Below are 15,781 nucleotides of genomic sequence, written 5' to 3' on the forward strand. Positions count from 1 at the left end.
TACCTTATGGCTCTAGAAAGAACTTTTTCTATTGTTAAGCCCGATGCAGTAGAGCGCAATCTGATTGGTGAAATCTATCATCGCATTGAACAAGCGGGTTTAAGAATTATCGCTGCAAAGATGGTCCATTTGACGGAAGAGCAGGCGAGCGGCTTTTATGCTGAACACGAAGGAAAACCATTTTTCCCAGATCTTAAGGCATTCATGACATCTGGCCCAATTATGGTTCAGGTCCTTGAGGGTGAGAGCGCAATTTCACGTTATCGCGAGTTAATGGGTAAAACGAACCCTGAAGAAGCGGCAACGGGTACGATTCGCGCAGATTATGCCCTGAGCATGCGTCACAACTCAGTTCATGGTTCAGATAGCCCAGAGTCAGCGGCAAGAGAGATAGAGTTCTTCTTCCCAGAATCAGAGATATGTCCTCGATAAGACTCGTAAAAAATAAAGCCCCTACATCGTGATAGGGGCTTTTTTTTATAGCATATCTACAGCTTTCTCAATGGCGTTTATACACCTTTCTACGTCTTGTTCAGTGTTATAAATGGCAAAAGAGATCCTTACCGTGCCAACTACGCCTAATGCATCCATTAATGGGTGAGCACAATGATGTCCTGCGCGCACTGCGATTCCTTGCTGATCGAGTAAGGTCGCAATATCTTGATGATGGACTCCGTCAATGATAAAAGTCAGCGTACTGGCATGAGGTTGATACCCCAAGACTTTTATGTCAGGCAGATCCTTGATACCAAGATAGGTGGCTCGAACGAGGTGGTTGATGTGTTGTTCAACTTCATCTAAAGGCCATTGACGATACCAGTTGATGGCTTTTGCTAACGCAAGAGCACCGGCAACGTTGGGGGTACCCGCTTCGAACTTTCCGGGTAAATCGCTAAATGTCGTCTGTTCAAACGAGACGCGCTCAACCATTTTTCCGCCGCCGTGCCAAGGAGGCATCGCCTGTAATAGGGCTAGCTTACCGTAAAGCACACCAATACCAGCTGGAGCAAAAATTTTGTGTCCAGAAAAGAAGTAAAAGTCCGCATCTAATTGGGTGACGTTCACATCCTGATGAACAATTCCTTGAGCGCCGTCGACTACCACTACAGCGCCGAGTTGATGCGCTCTATCTATGACTTGTTCAATTGGCTGCCTTGTTCCTGTTACATTGGTGATATGGGCAAGCGCAACGATTTTAGTCTTTGTACTTAACAAGGATTGAAAAGCAGAAAAATCGAACTGACACTCAGTGGTCATGGGGACTTTTATGACTTTAGCCCCAGTTTGTTGCGCCACAATTTGCCAAGGGACGATGTTGGCGTGGTGTTCTAACTCGCTCACTAGAATTTCATCACCCGCTTGCAGCGTTGAACGCGCAAATGTTTGTGCGATTAAGTTTGCCGCTTCAGTTGCGCCTCGTGTCCAGATGATTTCTTTGCTGCTTTGAGCTCCGATAAAATCTGCAACGGTTTCTCTTGCCGATTCAAATTCGCTGGTGGCCGCCGCAGTTAAGCTATGGCTGCCTCGATGAACATTTGCATTTTGCTCACTGTAGTAACGCTGTACACAATCGATAACCGATTGTGGTTTTTGAGTTGTGGCTGCGCTGTCTAAGTAAACCAAAGGGTATTGATTGACTGACTGCTTTAGCGCGGGAAACTGCTGACGAATGGCTTGGATATCTAACATTTAAGCGTCGCCCAACTTGTGATATTGCAAACTAGGATTTGTCACCATAGGCTCTGCAACACTCCAAGCGTGAGATTTACCTGATAATAAGAGGATGATTTCCATTGCAAACTCCAGTGCAGTGCCCGGGCCTTGACTGGTTACCAAGTTAAAGTTTACGTCGTGCGTGACACGTTTAACGCGATAGTTCTTTTCTGCAATATGGTCTTTAAAAGCGGGATGACAAGTCATGATAGCGTCGGGGTAGAAGCGTGGTGGGTCAGCACTAGTGCTGGTGCCGCACAGATCGCCCCCATCAGCTTGCCCTCATACATATGCTGTCGAACAATCTCAACTAAGACGGGGCTATCGCGAAAGGTTTCAGCTCCTTCTACACCACCAGCGAGTAAGATGGCATCAAACTCGTCATCAGCAATATCAACCAGCTTGCAATCGGCAGTTAACGTTACACCTCGGGAGGCTTTCAGAACGAGTTGACCATCAAAATCAGCACTGGCTACAGTGACATCATAACCAGCTCGAACCATCATATCTATCATGGTAACGGCTTCCATTTCTTCGGTGCCGCTAGCAATAGGAATTAGAATTTTTTTACTCATATTATGGCGTCCAGTTTTTCTCTATCTCTTTTATTTCGTTAAACAGCGCTTGGTTAAAAGGGGCACTAATATTTTGCGCTTTGGCCGTATCCAGGAGATAGCCGGTAATAAAATCTATCTCACTCGGTCGATGATGCATCACATCTTGATGCATAGAAGAATAATTTTCTGCCGTCGCGTTAATAACACTATATATCATCTCACAGAGTGGCTCCGACTTTGCAGGGAATCCTTTGGCGTTCATGATGAGAACCACTTCAGAGACGATACCAGTAATCTCTTTGTGATAGCGTGGATCGGCAAGTTTACCATTTTTGATTTGGTGGATAGCCGTTAAAGGGTTAATGGCGCAGTTAACGGCAAGCTTTTGCCAAAGTGCATGTTCGATATGTTCGTTCCAGTTCACATCCGTTAAAGCGTGTTGCAACACTTCTGCGACAAAAGAACACTGTTTGCCAAGTTCGTTGTAAGGCCCTACTTGTGTTGCTCCAAGCCCGGTATGAAGAACTTGGTCGACACTAGGCTTGTAGGCACCATGAGTGGTCGTCGCGAGTAAAATAGGATGCTGGGTAAGTGTTGTTGGCAATCGTTCGGCACTACCCATACCATTGTGCATAAGCATCAATACGGTCTCGGGTGCTATATGGATGGCAATGCTTTGCAAGGCAGCTTCTACTTGCCACGCTTTTACCGTCACCAGTATCAGATCAGCCTTATGAAGGCTTTCGATATCATTGTTTATTAGCTGAATAGATGGGGAGTCATCAAGGCGAAAATGATAGTGTTTGTCAGACGAACGGCTCCAAACACTGACATTATGGCCAGCCTGCATAAGGTTATATGCCCATAATGAGCCGATAGCCCCCGGGCCTAAAACAACGATGTTCACGATGATTTTCCACGTTTAGTACGGTGGAGACAGGATAATGAGGCTGAACAATAAAGCAAACACAAAATGGTGCCATAGGCACCATTTTTAAGGGGTAGCGCTTCGCCTGTATGAGCAACAAAGACCAAAGATGAGGAATGGCTTGGTCAATGAGCTAACCAATCAAGAGAAAGTCGCTTCTAATGATTAAGGCTATAGAGACAACTTAGAAGTTGTACTGTAGGCGATAGATAACGAGATCTTGATAATCTTCACGCGCTAGTTTGTTCACTGTGTAGCGGTATAGTACACCGGTTGACCAGTTTTTGTGGAAGTTCCACATAGCGTTGATGCTACCATTTAGGCCCCAGTCGTCGCCTTGCGCTGCTGCGTACTTGTCGTTACGAGCGAACTCGTATTCACCCCAAGTAGAGAAAGTAAAGTTTTGACCAGCAAGATCCGTGTTGTAGAAGCCTACCCAACCTACCATGCCACCGTTAGATCCACTGTTGCCATTGGTGTTGATCTGGTGAGCACCAACCCAAGGAGTGAAGCCCCAGCCGTCGCCACCAAGGCCAGTATAGCCAAGACCGATGACACGGTTTTGCTCGTGAAAGCCTTTGTCTGTATCGGTATTGTAAACCTGAGCGTATAAGCTCACACCTGATTCAGTGAGGTTGTAGTGGATGGTACCTTTAGTCGACGCGCCACGATCGTTGCCTGAACGGTCAACCCCTTCGTAGTCGTAGAAACCGTACATTTGACCCCAGTCGAATACAGCACCACCTTCGATACCGATCACTGCTTGGTTGCGGTCTTCGATTTTTCCGCCAAAGTTGTCGTCATCGTTACCGAAACCTTGATTCCATACTTGGTAGTCAGCGTACATGCTACCAAAACCAAATAAGTACTCAGCTTGAGCTGGTACTGCGGACACTGCTGCTACTGCTCCAAGAGCTAAAAGTGATTTACGCATAGTGAGACTCTCTAATTTTGTCTGATAAGAAATAAAGTGTTTATGCCTTCTAGTGCACGGTCTTTGCCGTGCTTCATTCGGTGGGGAATAATAGCGATAAAAATCTCAATTTGAAGCGGGAAATTGTATAAAAAAACATAAATCCAGTGATCTATATCACGTCTCTTGATCATTTTTTGCGCATTTGTGAAACGTTTTTTTTGTTACATAAATATTGATAGAGTTATCGATTACGTAATCGCTTGCGCTAATTTTCGATTAAGTCCCGCTATCAACAGGTTTTGTTAATGATCTGGAATCCACAGCTAGGCGTATATAAAGGTAAACTGTTAAAGAGGTCACATTTATGTCTCAGGTGATGCTTTTTCCTTTAGGCTCAATTGTGCTTCCGGAAGGAAAAATGAAGCTCAGGATTTTTGAGCCGCGCTATAAAAGATTAGTAAGTCAAGCACTCAAAGGGGACGCCTGTTTCGGCATTTGTCTTCTCGAGAAAGGGGAAGGTAGACAAAGTGCCCAGCTATCCCAGATTGGATGTAGGGTAAGGATCGTTGATTTTGAATCTTTGGACGGCGGTTTACTGGGTATTACTGTAGTAGGTGAAAAGCGTTTTTTGATTAAGAGAGTACGCACAGAATACGATGGACTGCGCATAGCAACGGTCGATTGGCGAGATGAATGGCAGATGCGAGAAGTCACTGATGGGGCTCAGGGTTTGTCCGACCGCCTTAGAGATTTGTATATGGAGTTTCCTCAAGTGGGAGAGCTATACGAGCAATGTTTCTTTGATGATACGAGCTGGGTATGTCAGCGTTGGATTGAGATTCTCCCTTTGACCAATGAGCAATTTGATTCCATCACTCGCAGTGATGACTGTTTTGATGCTCTTCAATTTCTCAATAACGCCATTGAATTTGAAAAAACTCGTCAGCAAAAGTGATCGTTGTGTTTGAGTAGCACGTATACTCTAACTGTTAACAAAGCCGAATAAGGGCGTAAGGATGACTAAAGTAGACCCAAGCAATTTTGGCAGATCTGATTGGGCAGAGTGCATGGAGAAAGTGAAAACAAAGGACGCAAAAGCCTTTGCCATCATTTTTCAGCATTTCACGCCGCGATTAAAGCAGTTTGTTTTTAAGCATATGTCAAACGACCAAGTGGCCAACGAGATGGTCCAAGAGACGTTGGCCCTAGTATGGCAGAAAAGTGCACTGTTTGATCCCGAGAAAAGTTCGCTGTCAACTTGGATTTATACCATCGCGAGAAACCTGTGTTTCGACACCTTGCGCAAACAGAAAGGCAAAGAACCTCATTTGTTAGCTGATGACATTTGGCCTACGGATTATTGTCCACCGGATATGATCGAGCACTATTCTCCAGAACAGGACATGTTGAAAGAGCAAGTCGTAAAATACTTGGACATTTTGCCCGATGCGCAGCAGAAGATAATTAAAGCTGTTTATTTAGAGGAGCTTCCTCATCAGCAGGTCGCAGACATGTATGACATACCTTTGGGAACCGTCAAGTCGCGTTTAAGACTCGCTGTAGAGAAGTTAAGATCAACCATTAAAGCGGAGCAATTATGAGCTATCATCCAGACAAAGAGTTATTAAAGCGCTACGCCAATGGCACGATTGATCCTGTTAACGGCTTTGCAGTAGCGACCCATTTGGAGTCCTGCCCTATGTGTAAAGGGCTAGTCGCTAAGTACGAAGCGCAAAACGGCGAAGCGCTAATGGAACTAAGCGCAGACAGTTGCGGAGAAATTGATATGTCAGCTATGTTCAATGAGATCATTTCTCTAGAGCAAAGCGACGAACCATTTTCTCGCCATCGCAAACCTGAGCACATTGAGGTGAATGGTAAAGAGTTTGTGCTTCCCGTCTCCTTGAGCCGTTTTAGAAACAACATAGGTAGTTGGAAAAGCTACGGTGGCAAAGTCTTTAGTGCTCAAATCAATATTGATGAAGAGGCACGAGTCAATCTTTTGTACATAAGTGAAAACGTGCGAATTCCCCAGCATACCCACAAAGGACATGAGTCAACCTTGGTACTGCACGGCGGATTCAGTGACGAGGATGGGCATTACGAAGCGGGTGACTATATGTTACGAGACGCTTCTATCAAACACGCACCATACACTAAACCTGGCGAAGACTGCTTGTGCTTAACAATCTTGACCGAGCCGATGCTGTTTACCCAAGGTGTGGCTAGGATCTTCAACATGTTTGGCAAGGGTATGTACCCGTAAAGGCGTATGAAAAGGAAAAGGGTTGCCAACGGCAACCCTTTTTTATGTTAGCTTTCTGCAGCTTAATCGGCTTGATTAAGTTCTTCTGCATCGCGCTGTTTAGCTTTATTGAGTAGATCGGTAAAGTAGTGTCTCAATGACCAGAGCATAATCAAGCTAGGGATCACCATAAGAGCGGTGATGATAAAGAACAGTGACCAGTCGTTTAGGTAGTCGACTAGCTCTCCACTAAAGGAAGCTAAGGTCGTTCGACCAAAGTTGCCCAACGAAGCTAGCAGGGCATACTGGGTGGCAGAAAAAGCTTGTCCTGTCACCATGGTCAAGAAAGAGACAAATGCGACGGTGGAAAATGCCGAGGTAAAGTTGTCAACGACCAAGGTTGCTAGGAAAAGTTGCTCATTTGGGCCCACATTCGCAATCCAAGAGAACATCAGGTTACTGGCAGCCATGGCGATACCACCAATCATTAGCCCTCTTACGATACCAAACTTCACATTGACCATGCTGCCCAATAAGGTAAAGAGAATAGTCAGTCCCCACCCAATAAGTTTAGAGTAATAGCCAATTTGCTCGTTACTAAAACCAATGTCTTTGTAGAAAGCGATGGACATGCGACCAAGGAAGGCTTCGCCAATTTTAAATAAGAAGACGAATAGCAATAGTGTGAAAGCCACTCGAAAGCCATTGCGCTTAAAGAAGTCTAAGAAGGGTTCTATAAGAGTCACGGTAAGCCACGCGGTTAGACGAGAGCCGACGACTTCTGAGTGTCGTTTTTCTGCTGCGCTTTGCAATGCTTCTCGCTTGGTTTTAGGTTCGCGGATAAGCAAAGTGAAAATCATTAAAATCCCAACAATCCCTGCCATGCCGTAGTAGACGCCATTCCAGCCGATGCTATCGGCGTTAATAAAGGCCAAGTAGCCAGGTAAAGAATAGCCCGTCCACCAACCAATCACTGCCATGGCAGAGGCTTGTGGAAGTTTAGAAGCTTCAGATTTAGGGAAAGTATCGATGCGATAAGCATCGATAGCGATGTCCTGAGTAGAAGAGGCGATCGCTATCCCCAACGCGAGCATAGAGGTGAACATTAAACTGTTAGCCGGATCCACACCCGCTATGAGTAAGGTGCAAACAAGCACAATGCTCTGACAGAAAAATATCCAGCTTCGTCTTTGTCCTAGCATAGCGTGGAGTAGGGGGAGTTTCACCCTATCGACCAATGGTGCCCAAAGGAAATTGATGGCGTAGACAGCAAATACACTGCCGAAATAGCCGATGGCAGCGCGGGTAAGTCCGGCGTCTTTTAGCCAGCCCGACATGTTGGAACCGATGAGTACCCATGGAAAACCACTGGCACATCCCATCATAAATACCCACATCAAGCGTTTGTCTAAATAGCTGCGAAATGTCTCTAGCCAAGACATAGAAGAGGAGTCTGATGACATAATCAAATCCTTCTGAAAAGAAAAAGCTCCGGCAAGCGCCAGAGCCGATTTTATTATTCTACGATGGTTACATTGGTAATCACGATAGGTTCAAGGGGGACGTCTTGGTAGCGATTTTTGCGTCCCGTGGGTTTTGTCGCCATCTCTTCGACTACTTCAAAGCCTTTTACCACTTTGCCAAAAACCGCGTAACCTGGTGGTCGATTGGCATAGTCTAAAAAGTTGTTGTCTTTGTAGTTGATAAAAAATTGGCGAGTAGCCGAGTTTGGATCGTTTGTACGCGCCATAGCGATAGAGCCAACTTCATTTTTCAATCCGTTAGCCGCTTCGTTTTCAATTGGCGCGTAGGTATCGATGCGTTCCATTTCAGGAGTGAAACCTCCGCCTTGCGCCATAAAACCAGGGATCACGCGATGAAATACAGAGCCCTTGTAGCTCCCATCTTCGACGTAACGAAGAAAGTTTTTCACCGTCACTGGTGCCTTTTCTTGATTGAGTTCTACAACAAAAGGCCCCAAGTTGGTTTCAAACATCACTGTTGGGCCAGCAAAGGCGAGCTGACTGACTAAAGCCAGTACAGCAAACAGTGTTTTTTTCATTAGAAGCGCTCCTGCATGTACGACTGTAGTTCTCGGTCGTTAGCCACTTCTTGGAAAACGAGGTTAACAACGTCGTTCAGTACTTGCTCGATCTCGTCATTAGAGGCACTTAATAGACCGCTGCGTTTTGCCACGCCGTTGTATGTTTTGACCAACTTACCTTTTGGTGTTTCTGCGGTGATTTCGATGACGACACTCGCATCCATTTTGTTTTCCATTACCGAGTGTTTAACGGTCACCAAAGCTTCTTGAACTTCAATAACGATCGAGTTATCGCTGTTTACCGTACTGCGGAAGCCTTGAGATTGGAAAAGTTCAACCAGTGCATTTTCAACGGTAATGCGTACATTCTGTTTCGCGTGGATCGGTTCGATGTTTGAACGACCACTGTCGATTAAGGCAACATACTGTGCAGAGCGAACATCTTTACTGGTTAAAGTAAACGTCGAACCTTGCACTAGGTCATTATTACTAAGAACCGATTTCGGCGTTAAGTTAATTTGTTCTTGCTGAGGAGCTGAACAAGCAGCCAAAAGTGCTACGGACGCTGCGAGAACCAGTTTTTTCATGGTAACTTCCTTAATTATTACTCTCGTTTCGAGGAACCTGAGCCAAAGTATAGGTCGCCGCTCAGATAGTCTTTTTTCAGTTAGATATAGTTAAACATTATCCGACACAATAGTTAAGTACTATACAGAACAATAGTTAACTATTTAGTGGCTTGTAAAATAACAAATTTCTTGTTTTGGGCGACTTTTTTTACCTGAGTCTTACCAAACAACCGAACCAATTTCACATCGTAGCCGAGGTGACGGTTACCGATCACCAATAATTTTCCCCCTTGTTTAAGAACATGCTTTGCATCACAGAACATCTGCCACGCGATGTGGTCAGTAATCGCTTGCTGTTGATGAAAGGGGGGATTGCATATCACCATACTACTGGTTTCGGCTTGAAAGCCATCTAAGCAGTTGTTCGCCACACAAGCGATTTTTCTTTTATCGCCGAGCGCTGCGATTAGGTTTTCTTTTGCTGACTGGACCGCCATAAAGCTTTCGTCAACACATGTGATATGAGCTTGGGGGTTGAGTTGTCCCATTTTTATCGACAGCACACCATTGCCACAGCCCAGATCAATAAAATCTGATAGGGTCGGATCTTGAGGTAAGTGCTCCAGAATGAATCGAGCGCCCAAATCTAAGCTGTCGCCTGAGTAGACGTTCGCTCGGTTCTTGAGTGAGTAGTTCTGTTTGTCAACGGCCCACTCTGAATAAATCTCTGCCTGTTTTGGTGCGGTCTGGTTGGCACAACTAAATACCAATCGGTGCTTTTTCCAAGCTAATGATGTGGTTGTCGCCCCTAAGTATTGCTCAAAAAGCTTAAGTGTCGAAGTGTGGATCTCTTTGGCTTTGTTAACGGCAATAATTGGAACATTAGCATTGAGCCCTTGTCTTAACTGGGTGAGTATCCAAGTTAGATGTCGATTGCTTTTGGGAAGTTGCAGCAAAACTAAGTCAACCTTGGACGGGAGTTCATCCATAGTGGTAAGAAACTCAATACTCTTAGATTGATTCTGTTTTAGGTTGGCCTTTGCACCCTGTTGGGAAATGAATGAGTCACTCATCATTGTCACTTGGTGATAAGGGGAAAAATAGCATGACAAAGCGCCAAAGCTATCGTTGATAATGAGTATGTGTTGTCCCTTATCTAAGCCCATCGACTCGACGTGGTTTATCAAATATTCATCGCCAGCATCCCAAGCTTGCAGCGTTTCGTTACTGCGTTTGGGAAAGCGACAAAGAGTGAGAGAACGTTCGTTAACAGTGAGCTCAGTTTTCATTTTTTCAAAGTGTTGCTTGGTGTTTGGGCAAATTGTCGCAGAAGTAGAATTCAAGGGAAACTAAAACCTTTTGTTCTCTCTTACGTATTATTAGTATTAGGGTACACTGTCGAGCGTTCGACTGATGGTGAAGCAGTTAGGGGAGTACCATGCTACAGGCAATTTTAGAACAAAAATTACAACAAGAGTTTGAGCCGTCGTATTTAGAAGTGCTAAATGAAAGCTATATGCACAACGTTCCGGCAGGCAGCGAAAGTCACTTTAAACTCGTGATTGTCAGCAAAAAATTTGAAGGTTTGAGGTTAATAGCCCGGCATCGATTGGTCAATGGCTTACTGGCCGAGGAGCTCGCCGGAAGTATTCACGCCTTGTCGATGCATACTTTTACCGACCAAGAGTGGCAGGAAAAAAATAATACAGCCCCCGATAGCCCAATGTGTCTCGGTGGTGGAAAATCCTAAAAAAAGCAGCGAAAGCTGCTTTTTTCGTCTTTAATTTGGAGGTAGGGTGCGAACCCACCAAGACCTCTAAATCACAATTTTTGAGGTGGCTAGTAACATTAACAATATAAAAACATATGGATAGATAAATGTTTTTATATTGTTTTGTTTCATCTTGTGAATGAAAGTTTTCTACCTAGTCGAGACGGGTAGTTTGGTATTGTGCGATGGGTCAAACTTATGAGCATAAAGTGACCTTTTGGCCTTAAAACGTAGAATTTATCAGCACATATACCCCTTTTGGTCATGGCATCACATTCACAAAAGATGATAGACTATCGCACCTGATAAATCTCGCTAACGTATGTGACGAGATTTTTAATAGGATGTTGCGATTTTGGCGTTTTACACGGTGCCAAAACCGGACACTCATGTCGTGTCTAAAAGTTACGCAATTAAAGAATCTTTTTCCCGATAAAAGTAGTGCAAGTGCGTATGATTACAATAAAGAAGGGTTTGGATCTTCCTATCGCAGGAGCTCCTACCCAGGTGATTAATGATGGTAAAACCATCAATAAAGTCGCCTTGCTTGGCGAAGAGTACGTTGGCATGCGTCCAACCATGCATGTCCGCGTAGGTGATGAAGTAAAGAAAGCTCAAGTTCTTTTTGAAGATAAGAAGAATCCTGGTGTGAAGTTTACTTCTCCAGCAAGCGGTAAAGTGATCGAAGTTAACCGTGGCGCAAAGCGTGTCCTCCAATCTGTAGTGATTGAAGTGGCAGGCGATGAGCAGGTGACATTCGACAAGTTCGAAGCCGGCCAATTGGCCAACCTAGAAACAGAAGTTGTGAAAAAGCAACTGGTAGATTCTGGTCTTTGGACTGCTTTGCGTACTCGTCCGTTCAGCAAGGTTCCAGCAATTGAGTCTTCTACTCAGGCAATTTTTGTGACAGCTATGGATACTAATCCATTGGCAGCTCAGCCTGAATTGATCATCAATGAGCAAGCGGAAGCCTTTGTCGCTGGTTTGGATGTTCTTTCAACACTTACAGAAGGTAAAGTTTACGTTTGTAAGTCTGGCTCTAGTCTACCTCGTAGCGAGCAATCTAATGTTGAAGAGCATGTTTTCGATGGCCCACACCCTGCAGGCCTTGCAGGAACTCACATGCATTTTCTTTACCCAGTAAATGCTGAAAATGTGGCTTGGAGCATAAACTATCAGGACGTTATCGCATTCGGTAAGTTGTTCCTGACTGGTGAACTTTACACTGATCGAGTTATTTCTCTTGCAGGTCCAGTGGTAAACAATCCTCGTTTAGTTCGTACAACGCTAGGTGCTAGTCTAGATGATGTTACGGATAACGAGTTGATGCCAGGTGAAGTACGCGTAATTTCTGGCTCAGTTCTGACTGGTACGCAAGCTTCTGGCCCTCACGCTTATCTAGGCCGTTACCACCTGCAGGCTTCTGTTCTGCGCGAAGGTCGTGATAAAGAACTGTTTGGCTGGGCTATGCCTGGTAAGAATAAGTTCTCTGTAACTCGCTCTTTCTTGGGTCACCTGTTTAGTGGTCAATTGTTTAACATGACGACGACGACTAACGGTAGTGACCGCTCAATGGTTCCAATCGGCAACTACGAACGTGTGATGCCACTAGATATGGAACCTACACTGCTACTTCGCGATCTATGTGCAGGTGATACCGATAGTGCTCAAGCACTTGGTGCACTTGAACTGGACGAAGAAGACTTAGCGTTGTGTACCTTTGTATGTCCTGGTAAATACGAATACGGCGAATTGCTGCGTGAATGCCTAGATACGATTGAGAAAGAAGGGTAAGTTCAATGGCCTTAAAAAAGTTTCTTGAAGATATCGAGCATCATTTTGAGCCTGGCGGTAAACACGAGAAGTGGTTTGCCCTGTACGAAGCTGTAGCCACAGTTTTCTATACTCCAGGTTTGATTACTAAGAAAAGCTCTCACGTTCGTGACAGTGTTGATTTGAAGCGCATCATGATCATGGTGTGGTTTGCGACATTCCCAGCTATCTTCTGGGGTATGTACAACGCTGGTGGTCAGGCTGTTGCAGCCCTAAACCACATGTATGCGGGCGACCAATTAGCGGCAGTTATTGCCGGCAACTGGCACTATTGGCTAACGGAAATGCTTGGCGGCACGCTGAGTCCTGAAGCTGGATGGGGCAGCAAGATGCTGCTTGGTGCTACTTACTTCCTACCAATCTACGCAACGGTCTTTATCGTTGGTGGTTTCTGGGAGGTTCTGTTCTGTATCGTGCGCAAACACGAAGTTAACGAAGGTTTCTTTGTTACTTCTATCCTGTTTGCCTTGATCGTTCCACCGACACTACCACTTTGGCAAGCCGCTCTGGGTATTACCTTTGGTGTGGTTGTAGCAAAAGAGATCTTTGGTGGTACTGGTCGTAACTTCCTTAACCCTGCTCTAGCAGGTCGTGCGTTCCTATTCTTTGCATACCCAGCGCAAATCTCAGGTGATTTGGTCTGGACTGCAGCGGATGGTTTCTCTGGTGCGACTGCTCTTAGTCAGTGGGCTCAAGGCGGTGCTGGTGCGTTGATCAACAACGTAACAGGCGAAACGATCACTTGGATGGACGCGTTCATCGGTAACATTCCTGGTTCAATCGGTGAAGTATCGACTCTGATGCTGTTGATCGGTGCAGCCTTGATTGTCTACATGCGTATTGCATCGTGGAGAATCATAGCAGGTGTCATGATTGGTATGGTCGTAATGGCGACTCTGTTCAATGTCATTGGTTCTGAAACTAATGCACTGTTCAGCATGCCATGGCACTGGCACTTGGTACTCGGTGGTTTTGCCTTTGGTATGTTCTTTATGGCAACTGACCCTGTATCTGCATCATTTACTAACTCAGGTAAATGGTGGTACGGCATCCTAATCGGTGTGATGTGTGTGCTAATTCGCGTTGTTAACCCAGCTTACCCAGAGGGTATGATGCTGGCGATTCTATTCGCGAACCTATTTGCACCACTGTTTGACCATGTGGTTGTTGAGAAGAACATCAAGCGGAGACTAGCACGTTATGGCAAATAATAACGATACTATCAAAAAGACGCTGGGTGTTGTTGTCGGTCTGAGCTTGGTGTGTTCGATCGTCGTATCAACAGCAGCGGTAGGTCTGCGTGATAAGCAGAAAGCCAATGCGGTTTTAGATAAGCAAACCAAAATCATCGAAGTAGCTGGTATTGACGCTCAGGGCAAAAAGGTGCCTGAACTCTATGCTGAGTTTATTGAACCTCGCCTAGTGGATTTTGATACGGGTGACTTCATCGACGGTGATGCGGCAGCATACGACCAACGCAAAGCAGCGAAAGATCCGTCTCAGTCGATCAAACTGACTGGTGACCAAGACCCAGGTAAGATCTTGCGCCGTGCTAATACTGGCGTAGTTTACTTAGTGAAAGAAGGAAACGAAGTTTCTAAACTTATCCTTCCTGTTCACGGTACTGGTTTATGGTCAATGATGTACGCGTTTGTTGCGGTTGAAACCGATGGCAATACCGTTTCTGGCATCACTTACTACGAACAGGGTGAAACTCCTGGACTGGGTGGTGAAGTTGAGAACCCGAGCTGGCGTGACCAGTTCATCGGTAAAAAGTTGTTTGATGAAAACTACAAGCCAGCAATCAAAATCGTTAAAGGTGGTGCTCCAGCAGGTTCTGAGCACGGTGTTGATGGCCTCTCTGGCGCGACACTAACTGGTAACGGTGTTCAAGGTACATTTGACTTCTGGTTAGGCGATATGGGCTTTGGTCCATTCCTAGCAAAAGTTCGTGACGGAGGTCTGAACTAATGTCTAGCGCACAAAACATTAAAAAGAGCATTATGCACCGGTGTTGGATAACAACCCGATTGCCCTTCAGGTTCTTGGCGTATGTTCTGCATTGGCAGTAACAACCAAACTAGAAACAGCATTTGTAATGACGATTGCGGTTGTGTTCGTAACGGCATTCTCCAACTTGTTTGTTTCTCTGATTCGTAACCACATTCCAAACAGTGTGCGTATCATCGTTCAGATGGCGATCATTGCATCACTGGTAATCGTGGTTGACCAGGTGCTGAAAGCGTACTTGTACGACATCTCTAAGCAGTTGTCCGTATTCGTAGGTCTTATCATCACTAACTGTATCGTAATGGGTCGAGCAGAAGCTTTTGCTATGAAGTCTGCACCTTTCCCATCGTTGATTGACGGTATTGGTAACGGTCTGGGTTACGGTTTTGTCCTTATCACTGTTGGTTTCTTCCGCGAACTGTTTGGCTCAGGCAAACTGTTTGGTATGGAAGTACTACCTCTAGTGAGCAATGGCGGTTGGTATCAGCCAAACGGCTTGATGCTTCTAGCGCCATCTGCATTCTTCCTAATTGGTTTCCTGATCTGGGCGATTCGCATTGCGAAACCAGAGCAGATTGAAGCGAAGGAGTAAGGCGTCATGGAACATTATATTAGCTTATTAGTTAAATCGATCTTTATCGAAAACCTAGCGCTTTCTTTCTTCTTAGGTATGTGTACTTTCCTTGCCGTATCTAAGAAAGTTAAGACTTCTTTTGGCTTAGGTGTAGCAGTTGTTTTCGTACTGACAGTAGCAGTGCCAGTGAACAACTTGCTTTACAACCTAATCTTGAAAGAGAACGCATTGGTTCAAGGGGTTGATCTTAGCTTCCTTAACTTCATTACCTTTATCGGTGTAATTGCTGCACTTGTACAGATCCTAGAGATGATTCTTGACCGCTTCTTCCCACCTCTGTACAACGCACTGGGCATCTTCCTGCCGCTTATCACGGTAAACTGTGCCATCTTTGGTGGTGTATCATTCATGGTACAGCGTGACTACAACTTCGCTGAGTCAGTCGTTTACGGTTTCGGCTCAGGTGTAGGTTGGATGCTAGCAATCGTTGCACTTGCAGGTATTCGTGAGAAGATGAAGTATTCTGATGTACCTCCGGGTTTACGTGGTTTAGGTATCACCTTTATCACTGTAGGTTTGATGGCGTTAGGCTTTATGTCTTTCTCTGGTGTTCAACTGTAA

Annotated in this window: 16 protein-coding genes and 2 pseudogenes; 10 read left to right on the plus strand and 8 right to left on the minus strand. The window is 45.2% G+C overall.

Annotated features, from left to right (window positions below):
* The first annotated feature begins 6 nt into the window (after positions 1-6).
* A complete protein-coding gene (ndk, locus tag BLO31_RS19380; RefSeq protein ID WP_070970832.1) occupies positions 7-432 on the plus strand; it encodes a nucleoside-diphosphate kinase in 426 nt (141 codons plus the stop codon).
* Between the two features lie 45 nt (positions 433-477).
* Here ndk and csdA read toward each other — a convergent pair whose 3' ends face one another.
* The 4 genes and pseudogenes from csdA to BLO31_RS19400 form a co-directional block, all read right to left on the minus strand.
* The gene (csdA, locus tag BLO31_RS19385) at positions 478-1,689 is read right to left on the minus strand and encodes a cysteine desulfurase CsdA (protein WP_070970705.1); all 1,212 of its coding nucleotides are present in this window, start codon (positions 1,687-1,689) and stop codon (positions 478-480) included.
* Positions 1,690-2,288, minus strand: a pseudogene (locus BLO31_RS19390) (DJ-1 family glyoxalase III).
* A 1-nt stretch (position 2,289) separates the two neighbouring features.
* Positions 2,290-3,177, minus strand: a complete 888-nt coding sequence (gene panE / locus BLO31_RS19395) for a 2-dehydropantoate 2-reductase (protein ID WP_070970708.1) — start codon at positions 3,175-3,177, stop codon at positions 2,290-2,292.
* Positions 3,178-3,382: 205 nt separating this feature from the next.
* A complete protein-coding gene (locus BLO31_RS19400; protein WP_070970711.1) occupies positions 3,383-4,132 on the minus strand; it encodes an outer membrane protein OmpK in 750 nt (249 codons plus the stop codon).
* Between the two features lie 346 nt (positions 4,133-4,478).
* On the opposite strand from BLO31_RS19400, the gene BLO31_RS19405 reads away from it, so the two are divergent.
* The 3 genes from BLO31_RS19405 (at position 4,479) to BLO31_RS19415 (ending at position 6,380) form a co-directional block, all read left to right on the plus strand.
* A complete protein-coding gene (locus BLO31_RS19405; protein ID WP_070970714.1) occupies positions 4,479-5,069 on the plus strand; it encodes an LON peptidase substrate-binding domain-containing protein in 591 nt (196 codons plus the stop codon).
* A 61-nt stretch (positions 5,070-5,130) separates the two neighbouring features.
* Positions 5,131-5,715: a sigma-70 family RNA polymerase sigma factor gene (locus tag BLO31_RS19410; protein WP_070970717.1), complete on the plus strand. Its 585-nt coding sequence runs from the start codon at positions 5,131-5,133 to the stop codon at positions 5,713-5,715.
* On the plus strand, positions 5,712-6,380 hold the full coding sequence (locus BLO31_RS19415) for a ChrR family anti-sigma-E factor (protein WP_070970720.1): 669 nt from the start codon (positions 5,712-5,714) through the stop codon (positions 6,378-6,380). Before BLO31_RS19410 ends, BLO31_RS19415 begins: the two co-directional genes overlap by 4 nt.
* Positions 6,381-6,442: 62 nt before the next feature.
* On the opposite strand, the gene BLO31_RS19420 is transcribed toward BLO31_RS19415, so the two are convergent.
* The 4 genes from BLO31_RS19420 to BLO31_RS19435 form a co-directional block, all read right to left on the minus strand.
* On the minus strand, positions 6,443-7,822 hold the full coding sequence (locus tag BLO31_RS19420; protein WP_070970722.1) for an AmpG family muropeptide MFS transporter: 1,380 nt from the start codon (positions 7,820-7,822) through the stop codon (positions 6,443-6,445).
* A 53-nt stretch (positions 7,823-7,875) separates the two neighbouring features.
* Positions 7,876-8,421 carry a peptidylprolyl isomerase gene (locus BLO31_RS19425; RefSeq protein WP_070970725.1) on the minus strand — a complete coding sequence of 182 codons (546 nt, stop codon included), beginning with the start codon at positions 8,419-8,421 and terminating at the stop codon, positions 7,876-7,878.
* Positions 8,421-8,990: a YajG family lipoprotein gene (locus tag BLO31_RS19430; RefSeq protein ID WP_070970729.1), complete on the minus strand. Its 570-nt coding sequence runs from the start codon at positions 8,988-8,990 to the stop codon at positions 8,421-8,423. Before BLO31_RS19430 ends, BLO31_RS19425 begins: the two co-directional genes overlap by 1 nt.
* A 140-nt stretch (positions 8,991-9,130) precedes the next feature.
* Positions 9,131-10,261 (minus strand): methyltransferase, encoded by a 1,131-nt coding sequence (locus tag BLO31_RS19435; protein WP_070970835.1) that lies wholly within the window; start codon positions 10,259-10,261, stop codon positions 9,131-9,133.
* 149 nt (positions 10,262-10,410) lie between these two features.
* On the opposite strand from BLO31_RS19435, the gene bolA reads away from it, so the two are divergent.
* The 6 genes and pseudogenes from bolA (at position 10,411) to nqrE (ending at position 15,781) form a co-directional block, all read left to right on the plus strand.
* Positions 10,411-10,722, plus strand: coding sequence for a transcriptional regulator BolA (gene bolA, locus BLO31_RS19440; protein WP_070970731.1), 312 nt, complete (start codon positions 10,411-10,413; stop codon positions 10,720-10,722).
* A gap of 474 nt (positions 10,723-11,196) precedes the next feature.
* On the plus strand, positions 11,197-12,537 hold the full coding sequence (locus BLO31_RS19445) for a Na(+)-translocating NADH-quinone reductase subunit A (RefSeq protein ID WP_070970734.1): 1,341 nt from the start codon (positions 11,197-11,199) through the stop codon (positions 12,535-12,537).
* Positions 12,538-12,542: 5 nt separating this feature from the next.
* Positions 12,543-13,787, plus strand: coding sequence for an NADH:ubiquinone reductase (Na(+)-transporting) subunit B (locus BLO31_RS19450; protein ID WP_070970737.1), 1,245 nt, complete (start codon positions 12,543-12,545; stop codon positions 13,785-13,787).
* Positions 13,777-14,547, plus strand: coding sequence for a Na(+)-translocating NADH-quinone reductase subunit C (locus tag BLO31_RS19455; RefSeq protein WP_070970738.1), 771 nt, complete (start codon positions 13,777-13,779; stop codon positions 14,545-14,547). The genes BLO31_RS19450 and BLO31_RS19455 overlap by 11 nt, the downstream gene beginning before the upstream one ends.
* Positions 14,547-15,178 (plus strand): annotated as a pseudogene (locus BLO31_RS19460) (NADH:ubiquinone reductase (Na(+)-transporting) subunit D). Before BLO31_RS19455 ends, BLO31_RS19460 begins: the two are co-directional and overlap by 1 nt.
* Positions 15,179-15,184: 6 nt before the next feature.
* The gene (gene nqrE, locus BLO31_RS19465; protein ID WP_070970741.1) at positions 15,185-15,781 is read left to right on the plus strand and encodes an NADH:ubiquinone reductase (Na(+)-transporting) subunit E; all 597 of its coding nucleotides are present in this window, start codon (positions 15,185-15,187) and stop codon (positions 15,779-15,781) included.

Source organism: Vibrio sonorensis, from assembly GCF_001854765.1.
Lineage (GTDB): Bacteria > Pseudomonadota > Gammaproteobacteria > Enterobacterales > Vibrionaceae > Vibrio > Vibrio sonorensis.

Excerpts from the sequence above, each read along its gene's own strand:
- csdA (WP_070970705.1), bottom strand. The coding sequence starts at position 1,689 with ATGTTAGATATCCAAGCCATTCGTCAGCAGTTTCCCGCGCTAAAGCAG.
- BLO31_RS19455 (WP_070970738.1), top strand. The coding sequence starts at position 13,777 with ATGGCAAATAATAACGATACTATCAAAAAGACGCTGGGTGTTGTTGTC.
- ndk (WP_070970832.1), top strand. The coding sequence starts at position 7 with ATGGCTCTAGAAAGAACTTTTTCTATTGTTAAGCCCGATGCAGTAGAG.
- BLO31_RS19405 (WP_070970714.1), top strand. The coding sequence starts at position 4,479 with ATGTCTCAGGTGATGCTTTTTCCTTTAGGCTCAATTGTGCTTCCGGAA.
- BLO31_RS19425 (WP_070970725.1), bottom strand. The coding sequence starts at position 8,421 with ATGAAAAAAACACTGTTTGCTGTACTGGCTTTAGTCAGTCAGCTCGCC.
- BLO31_RS19430 (WP_070970729.1), bottom strand. The coding sequence starts at position 8,990 with ATGAAAAAACTGGTTCTCGCAGCGTCCGTAGCACTTTTGGCTGCTTGT.
- BLO31_RS19445 (WP_070970734.1), top strand. The coding sequence starts at position 11,197 with ATGATTACAATAAAGAAGGGTTTGGATCTTCCTATCGCAGGAGCTCCT.
- BLO31_RS19410 (WP_070970717.1), top strand. The coding sequence starts at position 5,131 with ATGACTAAAGTAGACCCAAGCAATTTTGGCAGATCTGATTGGGCAGAG.
- bolA (WP_070970731.1), top strand. The coding sequence starts at position 10,411 with ATGCTACAGGCAATTTTAGAACAAAAATTACAACAAGAGTTTGAGCCG.
- BLO31_RS19450 (WP_070970737.1), top strand. The coding sequence starts at position 12,543 with ATGGCCTTAAAAAAGTTTCTTGAAGATATCGAGCATCATTTTGAGCCT.
- BLO31_RS19400 (WP_070970711.1), bottom strand. The coding sequence starts at position 4,132 with ATGCGTAAATCACTTTTAGCTCTTGGAGCAGTAGCAGCAGTGTCCGCA.
- BLO31_RS19415 (WP_070970720.1), top strand. The coding sequence starts at position 5,712 with ATGAGCTATCATCCAGACAAAGAGTTATTAAAGCGCTACGCCAATGGC.
- nqrE (WP_070970741.1), top strand. The coding sequence starts at position 15,185 with ATGGAACATTATATTAGCTTATTAGTTAAATCGATCTTTATCGAAAAC.
- BLO31_RS19420 (WP_070970722.1), bottom strand. The coding sequence starts at position 7,822 with ATGTCATCAGACTCCTCTTCTATGTCTTGGCTAGAGACATTTCGCAGC.
- BLO31_RS19435 (WP_070970835.1), bottom strand. The coding sequence starts at position 10,261 with ATGAAAACTGAGCTCACTGTTAACGAACGTTCTCTCACTCTTTGTCGC.